Annotated in this window: 16 protein-coding genes and 1 pseudogene; 6 read left to right on the top strand and 11 right to left on the bottom strand. The window is 68.4% G+C overall.

What is annotated here, in order from left to right; genetic code table 11:
• Both QZ271_RS04305 and QZ271_RS04300 read right to left on the bottom strand, forming a co-directional pair.
• A pseudogene (locus QZ271_RS04305) lies at window positions 1–300 on the bottom strand (PIG-L deacetylase family protein); the annotation flags it as partial.
• Between the two features lie 33 nt (window positions 301–333).
• Window positions 334–795, bottom strand: coding sequence for a DUF4870 domain-containing protein (locus QZ271_RS04300; RefSeq protein WP_291429316.1), 462 nt, complete (start codon window positions 793–795; stop codon window positions 334–336).
• Window positions 796–836: 41 nt separating this feature from the next.
• Between QZ271_RS04300 and rnhA the strand changes: the two genes are divergently transcribed.
• The gene (gene rnhA, locus QZ271_RS04295) at window positions 837–1,412 is read left to right on the top strand and encodes a ribonuclease HI (RefSeq protein ID WP_291429314.1); all 576 of its coding nucleotides are present in this window, start codon (window positions 837–839) and stop codon (window positions 1,410–1,412) included.
• On the opposite strand, the gene QZ271_RS04290 is transcribed toward rnhA, so the two are convergent.
• Window positions 1,393–1,815, bottom strand: a complete 423-nt coding sequence (locus tag QZ271_RS04290) for a GNAT family N-acetyltransferase (protein WP_291429313.1) — start codon at window positions 1,813–1,815, stop codon at window positions 1,393–1,395. The genes rnhA and QZ271_RS04290 overlap by 20 nt on opposite strands.
• A 233-nt stretch (window positions 1,816–2,048) precedes the next feature.
• Between QZ271_RS04290 and QZ271_RS04285 the strand changes: the two genes are divergently transcribed.
• A complete protein-coding gene (locus QZ271_RS04285; protein ID WP_291429311.1) occupies window positions 2,049–2,204 on the top strand; it encodes a hypothetical protein in 156 nt (51 codons plus the stop codon).
• Between the two features lie 195 nt (window positions 2,205–2,399).
• Here the strand turns inward: QZ271_RS04285 and glmU are convergent, their stop codons facing one another.
• The 5 genes from glmU to QZ271_RS04260 form a co-directional block, all read right to left on the bottom strand.
• Entirely contained in the window at window positions 2,400–3,848 is a 1,449-nt protein-coding gene (glmU, locus tag QZ271_RS04280; RefSeq protein ID WP_291429309.1) for a bifunctional UDP-N-acetylglucosamine diphosphorylase/glucosamine-1-phosphate N-acetyltransferase GlmU, read from the bottom strand.
• An 88-nt stretch (window positions 3,849–3,936) separates the two neighbouring features.
• Window positions 3,937–4,860 (bottom strand): prolipoprotein diacylglyceryl transferase, encoded by a 924-nt coding sequence (locus tag QZ271_RS04275; RefSeq protein ID WP_291429307.1) that lies wholly within the window; start codon window positions 4,858–4,860, stop codon window positions 3,937–3,939.
• A 133-nt stretch (window positions 4,861–4,993) separates the two neighbouring features.
• Window positions 4,994–5,782: a twin-arginine translocase subunit TatC gene (gene tatC / locus QZ271_RS04270; protein ID WP_291429305.1), complete on the bottom strand. Its 789-nt coding sequence runs from the start codon at window positions 5,780–5,782 to the stop codon at window positions 4,994–4,996.
• A gap of 10 nt (window positions 5,783–5,792) precedes the next feature.
• The gene (gene tatA / locus QZ271_RS04265; protein WP_291429303.1) at window positions 5,793–6,023 is read right to left on the bottom strand and encodes a twin-arginine translocase TatA/TatE family subunit; all 231 of its coding nucleotides are present in this window, start codon (window positions 6,021–6,023) and stop codon (window positions 5,793–5,795) included.
• 454 nt (window positions 6,024–6,477) lie between these two features.
• On the bottom strand, window positions 6,478–7,206 hold the full coding sequence (locus tag QZ271_RS04260) for an SDR family oxidoreductase (protein ID WP_291429301.1): 729 nt from the start codon (window positions 7,204–7,206) through the stop codon (window positions 6,478–6,480).
• 58 nt (window positions 7,207–7,264) lie between these two features.
• On the opposite strand from QZ271_RS04260, the gene mqnB reads away from it, so the two are divergent.
• Window positions 7,265–8,005: a futalosine hydrolase gene (mqnB, locus tag QZ271_RS04255; RefSeq protein WP_291429299.1), complete on the top strand. Its 741-nt coding sequence runs from the start codon at window positions 7,265–7,267 to the stop codon at window positions 8,003–8,005.
• A 178-nt stretch (window positions 8,006–8,183) separates the two neighbouring features.
• On the opposite strand, the gene QZ271_RS04250 is transcribed toward mqnB, so the two are convergent.
• Both QZ271_RS04250 and QZ271_RS04245 read right to left on the bottom strand, forming a co-directional pair.
• Window positions 8,184–8,609: a uracil-DNA glycosylase gene (locus QZ271_RS04250; protein WP_291429297.1), complete on the bottom strand. Its 426-nt coding sequence runs from the start codon at window positions 8,607–8,609 to the stop codon at window positions 8,184–8,186.
• A 154-nt stretch (window positions 8,610–8,763) separates the two neighbouring features.
• Entirely contained in the window at window positions 8,764–8,901 is a 138-nt protein-coding gene (locus QZ271_RS04245; protein WP_291429295.1) for a hypothetical protein, read from the bottom strand.
• Between the two features lie 215 nt (window positions 8,902–9,116).
• Between QZ271_RS04245 and tdh the strand changes: the two genes are divergently transcribed.
• Window positions 9,117–10,142, top strand: a complete 1,026-nt coding sequence (gene tdh, locus QZ271_RS04240) for an L-threonine 3-dehydrogenase (RefSeq protein WP_291429318.1) — start codon at window positions 9,117–9,119, stop codon at window positions 10,140–10,142.
• Window positions 10,143–10,594: 452 nt separating this feature from the next.
• Entirely contained in the window at window positions 10,595–11,719 is a 1,125-nt protein-coding gene (gene dnaJ, locus QZ271_RS04235; RefSeq protein ID WP_291429293.1) for a molecular chaperone DnaJ, read from the top strand.
• Between the two features lie 62 nt (window positions 11,720–11,781).
• Here dnaJ and QZ271_RS04230 read toward each other — a convergent pair whose 3' ends face one another.
• Complete coding sequence (locus QZ271_RS04230) at window positions 11,782–13,236, bottom strand: NAD(P)/FAD-dependent oxidoreductase (RefSeq protein ID WP_291429292.1); 1,455 nt, start codon at window positions 13,234–13,236, stop codon at window positions 11,782–11,784.
• A 236-nt stretch (window positions 13,237–13,472) separates the two neighbouring features.
• Between QZ271_RS04230 and QZ271_RS04225 the strand changes: the two genes are divergently transcribed.
• Window positions 13,473–14,468, top strand: a complete 996-nt coding sequence (locus tag QZ271_RS04225; RefSeq protein ID WP_291429291.1) for a ribose-phosphate pyrophosphokinase — start codon at window positions 13,473–13,475, stop codon at window positions 14,466–14,468.
• Window positions 14,469–14,714 lie beyond the last annotated feature (246 nt).

The following is a 14,714-nucleotide window of genomic DNA, read 5'->3' as shown; positions in this document are numbered from 1 at the left end:
TCGGCCGGAAGCGCGCGTACAGCCGCGCCAGTTGCAGCGCCTCACCGCGCCCGCCCGTCATGCGGCTGTCCCCATATCGAAGAAGTGATGCTGCGCCCCGATCTGCGCCGCCACCCACGCGCCGTGCTCGCGGCGCACCCGCGTGACCTCCGCGTGCGGCGCGTCCCCGAATTGACTGGCCAGTTCACCCAGCGTCGTCCAGACCAGCATGACCTCGTCCCCACGCGCCGCGTGTTTCGCCAGGGTTCCCATGCACCCGATCTCGTCGTCCGGGTGCGCAAACACAGCCATGATTCGCATGCGCCCCAGCATACGCGCCCGCGCCCGGACGCCTCAGCGCAGGAAGCGGATGCTCAGCGGGTACCGGTACGGCTGCCCCGCACTGACCCGCACGACCGCCACCAGCATGAACACGAACGGCACCAACCCCAGCACCGCCATGACCGGCAGGAAGAACAGAAAGAACGCCCCGAACGTCCCCAGGAACGCCAGCGCCCCCAGGTCCGGCGTGCCCGCCGCCGCGCCCACCGCCCCGCCGATCAGGCCCGCGCTGAACAGAATGAACGCCAGTACGCCCACCACCAGCCCGTACAGCCAGAAACTCAGCTGGAAATTCAGGGCTTCCTTGCCCTGCTCGTCCAGCGTGCCGCTGCGGTCCCGGAAGGCCAGCCACGCCACCAGCGGCCCCAGCACATTCCCCAGCGTCGGCAGCAGCAGCCCCGCCAGCGGCGACAGGTGCGTGATGATCGCCGGAGTACGGTCGGGTTCCGGAATGACAGGTAGCGGACGGCTCATGCTTGACAGTACGGCCCGCACCTCCCTACAGTTCCCGGACGATGACCCGCCCCCGCCCCGCCCCCCGCACATCCCCCGCGCACAAAGCGCAGGCCGCCGCGCGCGACCGCCAGGCCCTCCCGGCCGGCATTCAACCCGCGCAACCCGTGGTGGGCGACCACGTCGAACTGTACAGCGACGGCGCCTGCGACACGCAGGCCGGACACGGCGGCTGGGCCACCATCCTCAACTGCAAAGGCAAGGAACTCGTCCTCAGCGGCCACGAGGAAGGCACCACCAACAACCGCATGGAACTGCGCGGCCTGCTTGAGGGCCTGAACGTCCTCAAACGCCCCTGCCACGTCACCGTCATCACCGACAGCCAGTACCTCCGCAAGGCCTTCACGGACGGCTGGATCCTGAACTGGCAACGCAACGGCTGGAAAACCGCCGCCAAGGACCCCGTGAAAAACCAGGACCTCTGGGAAGAACTGATCGCGCATGCCCGCACCCACGCCCTGACCTTCGTCTGGGTCAAGGGCCACGCCGGCCACGGCGAGAACGAACGCGTGGACGAACTCGCCGTGCAGGAACGCAAGAAACTCAGACAGAAGGAGCTCAGCGTTCCACAGAAGTAGCCCAGCGCTCCAGGGTGCAGCGGTATCGGCGGCCCCAGGGGCTGGGGAGTTCCTGAGTGCGGAAGCCGCTGCGGCGGTAGAAGTCGGCGGCGTCCTCGTCGGTGTCGGCGCTCAGGGTGCCCAGGTTCAGGGCGGTGGTCAGGCCGTGAAGGAGGGCGCGGGCGTGTCCCTGCCGGGTGTGATCCGGGCGGGTGCCGAGGTGCTGCACGGTGCCTGCGTCGCCATTGATGGTCAGGCCCGCCGCGCTGACGGGCAGGCCGCTGACCTCCCAGATATGGAGTTGCCAGTCCGGGTCGGTGCGGTAACGGCGCAGGGTGGCCTGAAGACGGGCCGGGTCGGGGAACATGGCGCGGGTCAGTAGCGCGTCGGTCTCTGGGGTGAGTGGGACGTGGAGGCGCAGCATATCCAGCAGGGTAGATGGGCGGGGCGCGGGGTGCATCGGCCAGTGTGCGGATTCGCGGCGGTGGGCGCTGACTTACGCTGGGCGTATGACCCTGCTGCCGCCTGCTGACCCCCGGCATGGGCGTCCTGTACCCCCTGCTGACCCCCGGCGTGGGCGTCCTGTACCCCCTGCTGCTGCGGTTCACACTGGGCACCCCGGCCGATGGGACCGGCGCGGCCCTGGCGACCCTGTGAATGGCCCTGAGTGCCAGAGGCCTACTGAGTGGCCTGCTGAGCAGCGCGGCGGGGAGCCTGCCCCTGACGGCCGCGTGCGTGCTGGCGTTCGGGGTGAATCCGCACCTGCGCCGCGTGGAGGACCCGCTGCCCGAAGCGCCGCCCGTCACGGCGTGAATCCGGCAGCAGTGGGGGGGACGTCACCGCTCGGCGTCCCCCCTTCATATTCCGTGCATCATACGGATTCCGTCTGTTTCGTTAACAACCCAGGACAGCACCGGGTTGCCAACTCCACGCCCGCAGCCCGTTTCTCTCCTGCTCGCGTCCGCTCGGATGGAATGGTTTGCAAAAACCGTTCCATCGGAGTCCGTATCAGCCCTGCCGGTCGAGCCACCCGGCCAGCCACGGCAGTTTCACCTGCACCTTGTCGCGCAGGCCGCTCCAGTAGCGGTGGGACCAGCCTTCGAGGTTGCGCTGCTTGCCGCGGGCGACGGCCAGGGCTCCCTCGGGTACGTCTTCGTGGAGGGTGCTGCCGCCCGCGATGAACGCGGCGTCCCCGATCACGCGGGGCGCGACGATGGTGGAGTTGCTGCCGATAAACACGCCGGCCCCGATGCGGCTGGGGTGCTTGTTCACGCCATCGAAGTTTGCGATGATGGTCCCGGCCCCCACGTTCGTCTCGTCGCCGATGCTCACGTCGCCCAGGTACGCGAGGTGCCCGGCCTTCACGCCCTGCGCGAGGCGGGCGTTCTTGGTCTCCACGAAGTTCCCGATGTGCACGCTCTGGCCCAGCACCGTGCCGGGGCGCAGGCGCGCGAACGGCCCCACGTCACTGCGCGCGCCGACCTGCGCGCCTTCCAGCACACTGTGAGGCTTGACGATCACGCCCTCTCCCAGCACGCTGTCCGTGACGACCGAGTACGCGCCGATCTGGGCACCGTCGGCGACGCGCGTGGCGCCGCGCAGGATCACGCCGGGTTCCAGGGTCACGTCGCGCCCCAGCACGACCGTGTCCTCGATGGACACCGTTTCCGGCATGTGGATGGTCACCCCGGCCCGCATGTGCTCCAGCGTCACACGCTCCCGGATGATCTTCTCCGCCTCGGCCAGCCCCGTGCGGTCGTTGGCGCCTATGACCTCGTCCGGGTCGTTCAGGCGGAAGGCGTGCGCCTCGGCGCCCTCGGCGCGGTACAGGCCCAGCAGGTCGGTCAGGTAGTATTCGCCGCTGGCGTTCTCGTTCGTGATGCGGCGCGCCAGATCGTTCGCGCGGGTGTCCATCAGGTACACCCCGGAGTTGAATTCCTGCACGGCGCGTTCCTCGGGCGTGGCGTCCTTCTGCTCCACGATGCGTTCCAGGTTCCCCTGCGCGTCCCGGATGATCCGGCCATACCCGGTCGCGTCGGGCAGCACGCCGGTCAGGACCGTGAACGCCCCGCCGCGCGTGCGGTGGTCGCTCAGCAGGCCCCGCAGCGTCTCGGCGCGCAGCAGTGGCGTGTCGCCGTACAGGACCAGCACGTCCGCCTCCCGGTCGTCTTTCAGGGCACCGATACCGGCCAGGAAGGCGTGCCCGGTGCCCAGTTGCTGCTCCTGCCGTGCGAACACCACCCCAGTCCCCGCCAGGGCCGCCTCGACTGCCGCGGCCCCATGCCCGGTCACGACGACCACGTTGCGTGCCCCGAGCTCCTGCGCGGCCTTCACGGCCCACGCGACCATCGGGCGGCCCGCCACCGGGTGCAGCACCTTGGGCAGCGAGGATTTCATGCGCGTGCCCTGACCGGCGGCCAGGATCACCACGTCCAGCGGACGGTTCGTATCAGTCATACCGCCCAGAAGTGTAGCAGCGCACCCACCCTGCGCCTTTTGCGCACGCCCCGTGACCGGGCGCGTGAAGTAGCGGCAGGTGCGTGGATCAGGAGGGTTTGAGGGTCGTGTCAGTCGGTGCGGCGGGCACACCCTGGCGGCGCAGGCGCATCAGGAAGTAGATGCTCGCCAGGATGAGCGGAATGCTGATCACGTGCGTGTCCGTGAACAGGCCGATACCGGGGGCGTCCAGACCCTGGTTCAGGTACGCCCGGGGCGACAGGGGGTTCAGGCGGAAGGTTTCCTCCCAGCCGGCGCGCAGCACCGAGTACCACAGCCAGAACTGCCAGAACGCCCACCCCGGAATGCGGCTGCGCAGCCAGAAGTAAGACGCCACCGACAGGATCACGCCGATGATCACGCCGTACAGCTGCGTGAAGTGAACGGGGGCGGTCATGACGATCTGCCCGCCGATCTGCTGGCAGTACTGCGAGAGGTCCATGTCCGGGTTGGGGTTCTTGATGCACATGCCCTCGTGAAACGCGCGGGCACTGTCGGGCCAGCGGTACCCGACGGCCCAGCCGGTCACGCGGCCCACGGTGTCCGTGCCGTTCATGATGTTCCCGATGCGCCCACCGATGATCCCGAACGCCACGCCGGGCACGCACAGGTCCGCGTAGCGGTAGAAGTCCATGCCCTTGCGCCGCGCGTAGTACAGCATGACCAGAATCCCGCCGATCAGACCGCCGTGAATGCTGATACCGCCCTGCCGCAGGTTGATGATGTCCAGCAGCACGCGCGGGAACGGCGTGTTCTCAAACTGGTTCCAGGAGGTCACCACGAACACCAGCCGGGCGCCCACCAGTCCCCAGATGATCATCCAGAGAATCATGTCGTTGAACAGGTCCACGTTCAGGCCGCGCTCGCGCGCCATTTTCGTGCCGACCCACACGCCCGCCACGATACCGAGCGTGATCAGCACGCCATACCAGGCAATCGTGAAACTGCCTATCTGAAGAAATACAGGATCCATACGTGCTTCGCAGTCTAGGGCTTTCTGCCCGCCAGGGTCCGGGCCACCGCGCCCGTCACCCGGCAGGCAGGGAAAGGCGCGTCTGGCCGCTGTGGGCCTGAACGCGCCAAGTGAAGGGGGAGACGGACGGGGACTACAGGCCCAGCGCGGGCGTCTCGTCGGGGGCCGTGTCGGGGGGCGGCAGGCGGAATACGCGCGACAGGATCACACCCAGTTCGTACAGCACGTACAGCGGCACGGCCACGATCAGCATGCTGGTGGGGTCCGGGGTGGGGGTGATGATCGCGGCGAACACCATGATCACGACCAGCGCAACCCGCCAGCCCCTGCGCAGCAGCACATGGTTCACGATTCCGATCCGGGTCAGGATCACGGCCAGGATCGGCAGTTCGAATGACAGCCCGAACGCCACCAGGAAGGTCGTGACCGTCCCGATATAACTGCCCAGACTCAGGATCGGTGTGACCGCCCCGTTCAGGAAGTCCAGCAGGAACCGCACCATGGTCGGCAACACCAGCGTGTACCCGAAGATCGCGCCCACAATGAACGAGAAGCCCGCCCCGATGATGAACGGCAGTGCCCAGCGCCGCTCGTGGTCGTACAGGCCCGGCGCGATGAACGCCCACACCTGCGTCAGCATGAACGGCAGCGCGGTGGCCAGTCCCGCCCAGAACGACAGGTTCAGGCTCAGGATGAACTGATCGGTCAGGTTCAGGGTGACGAGTTGCACCTTGCCCTGCTGGTACAGCACCGAGGCGTTCAGGGGTACCTTGACCAGTTCCAGCAGTTGCAGGCGGTACTGGAAAGCGGCAATCATGCCGATCATCAGGAAGACCGCGCTGATCACGATGCGTTTGCGCAGTTCCTCCAGGTGATCGAACAGCGGCGCGCTTTTCAGGTTGGCGTTCGGATCGGCGGGCACGGTCCGGTCCTCAGTTCCGCCGTTCGGTGACGGGCGCGGCGTGCTCGGTGACGGTGGGCGCGCCCGTCACGGGGTCCAGCTGACGCGAGGCCACGTCGGTGACCGGCCCGGCCGGCTCCTGCGTTTCCTTCTTGAATTCCCGGATGCCCTGCCCGAGGCCCTTCCCGAGTTCTGGGAGTTTGCGGGCACCGAACAACAGGGCGATAACGACAACGATCAGGATGATTTCCACGGGTCCCATGAGTGGCTCCTTACGGGCCGGGCAGCTGCGCGGCCACGGGTGAATGAGGTCGGGGGGAACGGAGCGGGCGGGCAAAGTGGGGCGGGGTAGGCCGGAGCCTCCGGTCACGCGGTCCGGGCAGGCAGGCCCTTTCTGACATGAAGGTATGCGATGAGGCCAGAACCGGATCAGGCGCAGCTCACGTATCCAACCTTACAGGGGAGCGCTCCAGCGGGGCTGATACGGATGCCGATTGATTCGGTAGAGCCCCGAATCCATCCGAGCGGATGCGAGTGGCAACAACATACGCCCTTGGGCGGGATGGAGCCGCAGTCCGTATCGTACGGATTCCGATTGATTCGGTGCACTTCTGAATCAATCCGAGCGGACGCGAGTAGGAACAGCATACGGATTGGGCGGTGTGGAGCCGCAGGCGGCGCTTTTCCGACTGTGGTGCAATGGAGCGGAATCCGTATCAGATGCTCCAGCCACCGTCCACCAGCAGTTCCTGACCGGTCACGTACGCGGCCTCGCGCGAGGCCAGGAACGCCACGGCCGCCGCGACCTCGTTCGGCTCCCCGAAGCGCCGGGCCGGAATGCGCGCCGCCAGCTTCTGCGCGTCTTGCGGGTCGGTGTGCAACTGCTGTAGCCGCTCTGTGGCGGTGTAGCCGGGGGCGACCGTGTTGCAGGTCACGCCGTCCGCGGCAACCTCCAGCGCCAGCGTCCGCAGGTAATTGGTCACCCCGGCCCGCAGCGCGTTACTGACCGGCAGGGTGGGGGCGGGGCGGCCCACCGTCAGGCTGGTGATGGCGATCACCCGCCCCCACCCGCGCGCGCGCATGCCGGGCACAGTCGCGTTCGCCAGTCGCACGGTGCTCATGAAGGTCGTCTGGAAGCCCTGCGCCCAGGCGTCCTCGCTGACCCCGCTGGGCAGTCCGGCCGCCGGGCCACCCGCGTTACTGACCAGGATGTCCACGTCGCCTGCCGCCGCCACGGCCGCCTCCACGCCCTGCGGTGTGCTGACATCCGCCACCACCCAGTGCGCCCCGATGGCGTCGGCGGCGCGTTGCAGCGCGTCCTGGCCGCGCGCCGCGACCGTCACGTGCGCGCCCATGCGGATCAGGTCGCGCGCTGCCGCCAGCCCGATGCCCTTACTGCCGCCCGTCACCAGGGCCCGCTTGCCGTCTAGTCGAAACAGCGTCATACCCACCAGGGTACACCTGCCCCCCATGACCCTGCCGGGCAGGCGTTACCCTGCCCGCATGACCCACCCCGACCCCCCGCTTCTTCCGGCTGCCCTGATCGTGGTCGCCACGCCCGGCGAGGCCGCGCACCTGACGGGCCTGAACGCGCCCTTCCGGGAGCGGCTGCGTGTGCAGGTGCTGATCAGTGGCGTGGGACCGGTGGCGGCGGCCCTGGCCACGCAGCGCGCCCTGCTGGTCGCCCCGTACGCTCTGGTCATCAGCGCCGGGATCGGCGGCGCGTACCCCGCCTCGGGCCTGCAGGCGGGCGATCTGGCCGTGTCCAGCCGCATGGTCCAGGCGGACCTGGGCGCGTGGGATGACGGGCGGTTCCTGGATTTCACGGCGCTGGGCCTGTCCGTGCTGCCCGCACCGCCGGGGTCACCCGAGGCGCACGCCGATCCCGAGGTGCATGCCGATCCCGAGGTGCAGGCCGGGCACTTTCCAGCCTGGAAGAAGGCCGCGCAGGTCGCGGCGCGCAGCGGGGCGCGGTTGGGACCGCTGCTGACGCTGGGCAGCGTCACAGGCGACCACGCGGCGGCGCGGCACCTGCAGGCCCGGCATCCCGGCGCACTCACCGAGGGCATGGAGGGAGCCGGGGTGGCGCACGCCGCGCTGCTTGTCGGCGTACCCAGCCTGGAGGTGCGCGGCGTGAGCAACCCCGTCGGCCCGCGCGACCGCGCCGCGTGGCGCATCCCGCAGGCGCTGGCCGCAACCCGCCGGGGCGTGGAGGCCGCGCTGCTCACCCTGTTGGACGCCTGATAGGGACCGACCTCTGGTTCACTGACACCCCGCCAGGGCATCGGCTAGACAACGCCGCGCTCCGAACCCGCCCAGTTCTCATACAGACTGCGGTTGATTGGGTGGGGTTCCGAATCAATCCGGGCGGATGCGAGCAGGAACCACCTACGCGCGTGTGCGATATGGAGCGGAGTCCGGATCAGTTGGGGTTCAGGAGCGTCTGTACCGGCGTGACCTGCGCGGGGAAGCTGACCGTAACGTTCACAGTCGTCCCAGCGGGCGTGGCTGGGTCCACGTTGATCCAGTGGCTCGCCAGGACCGGCGGGTTCGGCTGCGGGTCAATGGCGCGCACCAGCACGCGGCCCTGCGCCGGTACGAAAGCGCACCAGCTTTCCGGCGCGGCCGTGAACGCCCGGATGGGCAGCACGCTTTGCAGCGTCAGGTCGTCGGGCGTCGCCCAGTACTCGATCAGCAGGGTCGCCTGCGTGCGGTTCAGGTCGGGGCGGGCCACGTCCAGTTGAATCTCGACGATGTCGGCCTTGCCGGACACGAGGTTCATCCAGCCCGGGACGACCAGGCGGCCGCTGCTGGCACTCTTGAACTGTTGGGGGGCGGGATCAGTCATGCCCTACAGACTACTGCCTGAGACGGATTCCGATTGATTCGCTGCAGTCCCGAATCAGTCCGAGCGGATGCGAGTAGGACCAGCATACGGACTCTGCGGTATGGAGCCGCAGACGGCGCTTTTCCGACTGTGGCGGAATTTAGCGGATTCCGTCTTACTCGCTCTGAATGGTGCCGATGACGGCGCGCACGGTCAGGAAGCCCACCACGAAGAACAGCAGGGGCAGCAGGTTCACGCTGAGCTCGGAGTCTTTCTCGGGTTCCAGTGGGTTCTGACGGCGGTACTTGATCATGCGCCCCAGCCTACGGCACGCGCCTCGCGGAAAGCCACGCCGGTCTTAAGGGTCGCTTGCGAGTCCCCGCTTCCCGGAGGGGGGGCGGCCGTCCAGTCCAGGCGGCCCCCCCCGACCCCGCCTGTGATCCCGGCCGTTGCACCCGCCCCGCGCCGGGGGGTAGAACTGCGCCCGTGACCTCCACCCCTTCGCGGACCCCCGGCGAGCCTGCCACCATGCGCGCCCTGAGCAAACTGCACGCCCAGCCCGGTATCTGGATGACCCGGCAGCCCATTCCCACGCCCGGCCCGAACGACCTGCTGATCCGTGTACGGCGCGGCAGCATCTGCGGCACCGACGTGCACATCTACAACTGGGACGAATGGGCGCAGAAGACCGTGCCTGTCCCCATGGTCGTCGGGCACGAGTACGTTGGCGTGGTCGCTGCAATGGGCAGCGAGGTGCGCGGCTTTCAGATCGGGGACCGTGTCAGCGGCGAGGGGCACGTCACCTGCGGTCACTGCCGCAACTGCCGCGCCGGCCGCCGCCACCTGTGCCGCAACACCCTGGGGGTCGGCGTGAACCGCCCCGGGAGTTTCGCGGAGTACCTCGTGCTGCCCGCCTTCAACGCCTTCAAGCTCCCGGACGACATTCCCGACGATATCGCCGCGATCTTCGACCCCTTCGGGAACGCCGTGCATACCGCCCTGAGCTTCGACCTGGTCGGCGAGGACGTCCTGATCACGGGCGCGGGCCCCATCGGCGTGATGGCCGCCGCCGTCGCCCGGCACGTCGGCGCGCGGAACGTCGTGATCACGGACATCAACGACTACCGCCTGGATCTGGCGCGCCGCGTGGGCGTGACCCGCGCCGTGAATGTCGTCCATGAGGACCTGCGCACCGTCATGCAGGAGCTCGGCATGACCGAGGGCTTCGACGTGGGCCTCGAGATGAGCGGCTCCGGCCCCGCCTTCGCGCAGATGGTGGACGTCATGAACAACGGTGGCAAGGTCGCCCTGCTCGGCATTCCCAGCGGCCGCGTGGATATCGACTGGAACGCCGTCATCTTCAAGATGCTGACCATCAAGGGCATCTACGGCCGCGAGATGTTCGAAACCTGGTACAAGATGGCCGCCCTCATCCAGTCCGGCCTGGACCTGACTCCCATCATCACGCACCACTACCCCATTGGTGACTACCAGAAGGGCTTTGACGCCATGCTCGGCGGCCAGAGCGGCAAGGTCATCCTGAACTGGGAGTAAACGTGGGTTGAACGGTGGGCAAAAACCATTCGACCCGAGAGGTCTCGGAGCGCTGCGCCGGCCAGCGAGCAGAGGAGAAACGGACTGTCATACAGACTTCGATTGATTGGGTGCAGTTCCGAATCAATCCGAGCGGAGCGAGTAAGAGCAGAACGGGTTCCGGACGTGGAGTTGGCAGCTCGGTGCCCTTCCGAGTTGTCAACGAAACAAACGGAATCCGTATCAGGCGTGGAACTGGCACGCCGGTGCATGGGCGGGTTGTGGACGAAGCAGACGGCCCGCCGCCACTCCCTGCTGTCCATTGCCCACCGCCGCCGCCCCCCCGTGTGCTCCCGTGCCCACTTTTCCTGAGTGTGGTCGTGTTAACCTGCTGGCTGGAGGCCCGGCACCCGGTCCTGGCGGCGTGATGGCCGCCGTGGGAGTCTGGTGGGTGCCGAGGCGATAAACGACTCATGGACTACTACGAACTGCTGGGCGTGGCCCGTACGGCGAGTGCCGATGAAATCAAATCCGCTTACCGCAAACTGGCGCTGAAGTACCACCCGGACCGCAACAAGGAAGAGGGCGCGGCCGAGCGGTTCGCGCAGATCAACGAGGCGTACGCGGTCCTCAGTGACACCGAGAAACGCGCGCATTTCGACCGTTACGGCAGCGCGCCGGGCGCCGGGATGCCGGGCGGCGATCCGTTCGGTGGGATGGGCGGCGCGGGCTTCGATCCGATGGAAATCTTCGAGCAGCTGTTCGGCGGCGCGGTGGGTGGCCGGGGTGGCCGCCGTGGCCCGGCGCGTGGCGATGACCTGGAAACCGAGGCGCACGTGACGCTGGCCCAGGCCCGCGCGGGCGAGGAGATTCAGGTCAGCGTGGACCGCCTGACCGCCTGCGATCACTGCCACGGCACGAAAACCGAGCCGGGCGGGAAACCCCCGAAAACCTGCTCGACCTGCGGCGGCGCGGGCGCGGTGCGGGCGCAGGCGCGCACGATCTTCGGCGTTGTCGAGACGCAGCAGGTGTGCCCCACCTGCCGGGGTGAGGGTCAGATCATCCAGGACCCCTGCACGGTCTGCAAGGGCCGGGGCCGCACCCTGAAGTCCGAGCAGGTCAGCGTGAAACTCCCCAAGGGCATCGACGAGGGCTACCGCATTCGCATGAGCGGCATGGGGAACGAGGGTCCGGGCGGGAACGGCGACCTGTACGTTCACATCGAGATGGAGAAACACCCGGAGTTGCGCCGCGAGCAGGAGCACCTGATCTATGCGGCGAAAATCGGGTTCGCGAAGGCCGCGCTGGGCGGGCAGGTCACGGTCCCCACCCTGGACGGCCCGCAGGTGGTCGAGGTCAAGCCCGGCACGCAGCATGGCGAACTGCACCGCCTGCGCGGCCAGGGCATGCCACGCCTCCAGGGGTCCGGTAGCGGCGACCTGATCGTCGAGTACGACGTCATCGTGCCGAAACCCGGCCAGCTGACGCCCGAGGCGCGCGAGGCCCTGCACGCCTACGCCCGCGCCGTCGGAGACGAGGTGAACGAGCGGCACGAGAGCCTGCTCGGCAAAGTCGGGAAGATCTTCCGGGGAGAGTAGAGGAGAGTAGAGACGTAGATGGTCGAAAGTTGATGGTTGATGGGGTTTGACTCCATCAACCATCAACTTTCGACTATCAACCTGAACTCATCTTTCAGGGCGGCCAGCGCCGCGTGGTAACCGGCCATGCCGTGAATGCCGCCGCCGGGTGGAGTGGCGCTGGAACACAGGTACACGCCGCGTACGGGCGTGCGGTACGGGGTGGCACTCACGACCGGGCGGGCCAGCAGGCCGGCAAGATCGCCGCGCCCACCGTTCACGTCGCCACCCTGAAAGACCGGACTGAAGGCCTGAAGCTGCGTGGCGGTCGTGCGGGTGCGGGCCAGGATCAGCTCCTGCCAGCCGGGCGCAAAGCGGTCAATCTGTCCTTCGATCTGCGCCTGCACGTCGTGGTCGCTGCCGTTCGGGACGTGCGTGTACGCCCAGAACGTGTGCGCCCCGGCGGGCGCGCGGCTGGGGTCGAACAGGGTGTGCTGCGCGGCCAGCACGTACGGGCGCGGGTGCGCCTGCGTGACCGCTTCCGAGGCGGCGATCTCGGCCGCGTACCCGCCGATGTGCACGGTGGTGGCGCGGGCCACGCGCGGGTCCTGCCAGGGCATGGGACCGGACAGCGCGTAATCGAACTTCTGAATGCCCGGGCCGTAGCGGTAGCTTTCGAGCGCGTCCCGGTACGCGGCCGGGGCGCGGTCTCCCAGGATGCTCAGTAGCACGGCGGGACTGCTATCGACCAGGATCACGCGGGCGGGCGGCAGGTCGCGGGCGCCCCGGACGGTCACGCCCGTCACGACGCTGCCGCCCAGGTACTCCAGGTAGGCGCGCATGGCGTCTGCCAGGGCCTGCGCGCCGCCACGCGGGAACGGCCAGCCGACCGCGTGACCCAGCAGTGCCAGCACCAGCGTCATGGCGGACGTGCCGGGCGTGCTCAGGGGCAGGGTGCTGTGCGCGGCCAGTCCGGCCCACAGGGCGCGGGCCTCGGGCGTGCGGAACAGGATCTGGCCCAGCAGCGCGGCGGGCGGCAGGCCCCGCACGCCGAAGCGCGCCAGGGTCACGGGGTGGTGTGGCACGCGCGGCAGTGGGCGCAGAATGTCGTTCAGCAGGCCTTCCCAGTCGGCGAGCAGCGGGGCCATCAGGCGCTTCCAGGTGGGACCGTCGCGGCCCAGGGCATCGGCGGTGGCGTGCAGGTCGCGTTCCAGCGTCACGCTGCGCCCGCCGGGCAGCGGATGCGAGACGGGAGCGCTGGGGTGCACCCAGTCCAGCCCGAAGGCGTGCAGCGGCCACTGCCGGAACGCGGGGCTCGCGGCGGCCAGCGGGTGAATGGCTGACCCGTAATCATGCACGAAGCCTGGCAGGGTCAACGGCTCGCTCCTCAGGCCGCCGCCTGAGCGTGCGCGCGCCTCGATCACCTGCACGCGCAGGCCCGCGCGGGCCAGGGTGATGGCTGCCGACAGACCGTTCGGCCCGGCTCCGACAATCACGGCGTCCAGCGCGGGAGGGGGGCCTGCGGGGGGAGCAGTCATGCGGGCAGCGTACCGCCCGGCGCGGGCCATCCCTGTTAAACAGACGTTCATGAGCCGCGCGGACCGTGTTCCCGGCGCGGGCACGCCTGCGTTCCATGACACCCGGCGCGGCGGACAGGTATGCTGCTTGGCGTTCGGTTCCGCGCCGGGAGGCTCCCTCTTTCCGGCAGTGTTCACGGGAACCGCGTCGCGTGCCGCCCCACCGCCCCCCCCCTTACTTTCCGGAGGATCACCCCTTGTCCGTTTCACACCGCGCCCCGTCCGATCTGCTGAACAGTCGTCGTTCCCCCCTGCTGGTGTTCTCCGGCCAGAGCAACCCCGCCCTGGCCAAGTCCATCTGCGATCACCTGGGGGTGCCGCTGGGGCGCAGCAAGACCGAGAAGTTCACGAACGACAACATCATCGTGCACTACGAGGAGTCCCTGCGTGAAGGCGACGTGTTCATCGTGCAGACCTTCAGCACGCCTGTCAGCGACGCCATCCTGGAACTGATGCTGATGATCGACGCCGCCAAGAGCGCCAGCGCCGGGCGCGTCACGGCCGTGATCCCGTACTACTCGTACGCCCGCAGCGACAAAAAAGACAGCCCCCGCATCAGCATCGCCGGGCGCCTCGTCGCGGACCTGCTTCAGGAAGCCGGTGCGGACCGCATCCTGACCATGACCCTGCACGCCCCGCAGGTGCACGGCTTTTTCAAGGTCCCGGTCGATCACCTGTCCGCCGACCTGGTTCTCAGCAACCACTTCAAGAGCTGCGTCCCCAACGCGCACGAAGGCGTGGTTCTCGCGCCCGACGCCGGCAGCATCAAACGTGCCAGCCAGATCGCGCGCCGCCTCGACAGTGGCCTGGCCATGATCGACAAGGAACGCATCTCGGACACCGAGGTCCGCCCCCGCGCCCTGATCGGTGACGTGGAAGGCAAGACCGTGTTCATCGTCGACGACGAGATCAGCACCGCCGGGTCGCTGGTGGAGACCGTGAACATCGCCCGCAGCATGGGCGCCAAGGACGTGTACGTGGCCGTCACGCACGGCGTGTACACCGGCCCCGCCATTCAGCGCATCGCGGGCCTGGATGTCACCCAGGTCGCCAGCACCAACACCGTGCACGTCAGCCAGGAAAAGGAAGAAGCGGCGGGCGGCAAACTGGCCGTGCTGGACGTGGCCCCGCTGTTCGCGGACGCCATCAACAACATTCACACCGGTGAGAGCGTCAGCACCCTGTTCACCTGAACAGCAGCCGTGGGGCGTGGGCAGCGGAAAGAAGTTCTCCGCCGCCCACGTCCTGTTCGCGCCAGGACCCTCCGGTCAGGTGGGAAGCAGGGCGCCCACGAGCAGGGCGCGGTCTTGACGGTGCACGCAGGCCCGCGACCGACTGCACTCCACAATCTCGGGCCAGCGGCGGTCTGGAAAGGGGTTGCTCTGGAAAGGGGCGGCGGTGCCTGAACACTGGCCTGCCGGGCGCTACACTCGGCAGTC

This window comes from Deinococcus sp., from assembly GCF_018260555.1.
GTDB lineage: Bacteria > Deinococcota > Deinococci > Deinococcales > Deinococcaceae > Deinococcus.
This window is presented reverse-complemented; position numbering and strand designations above follow the sequence as displayed.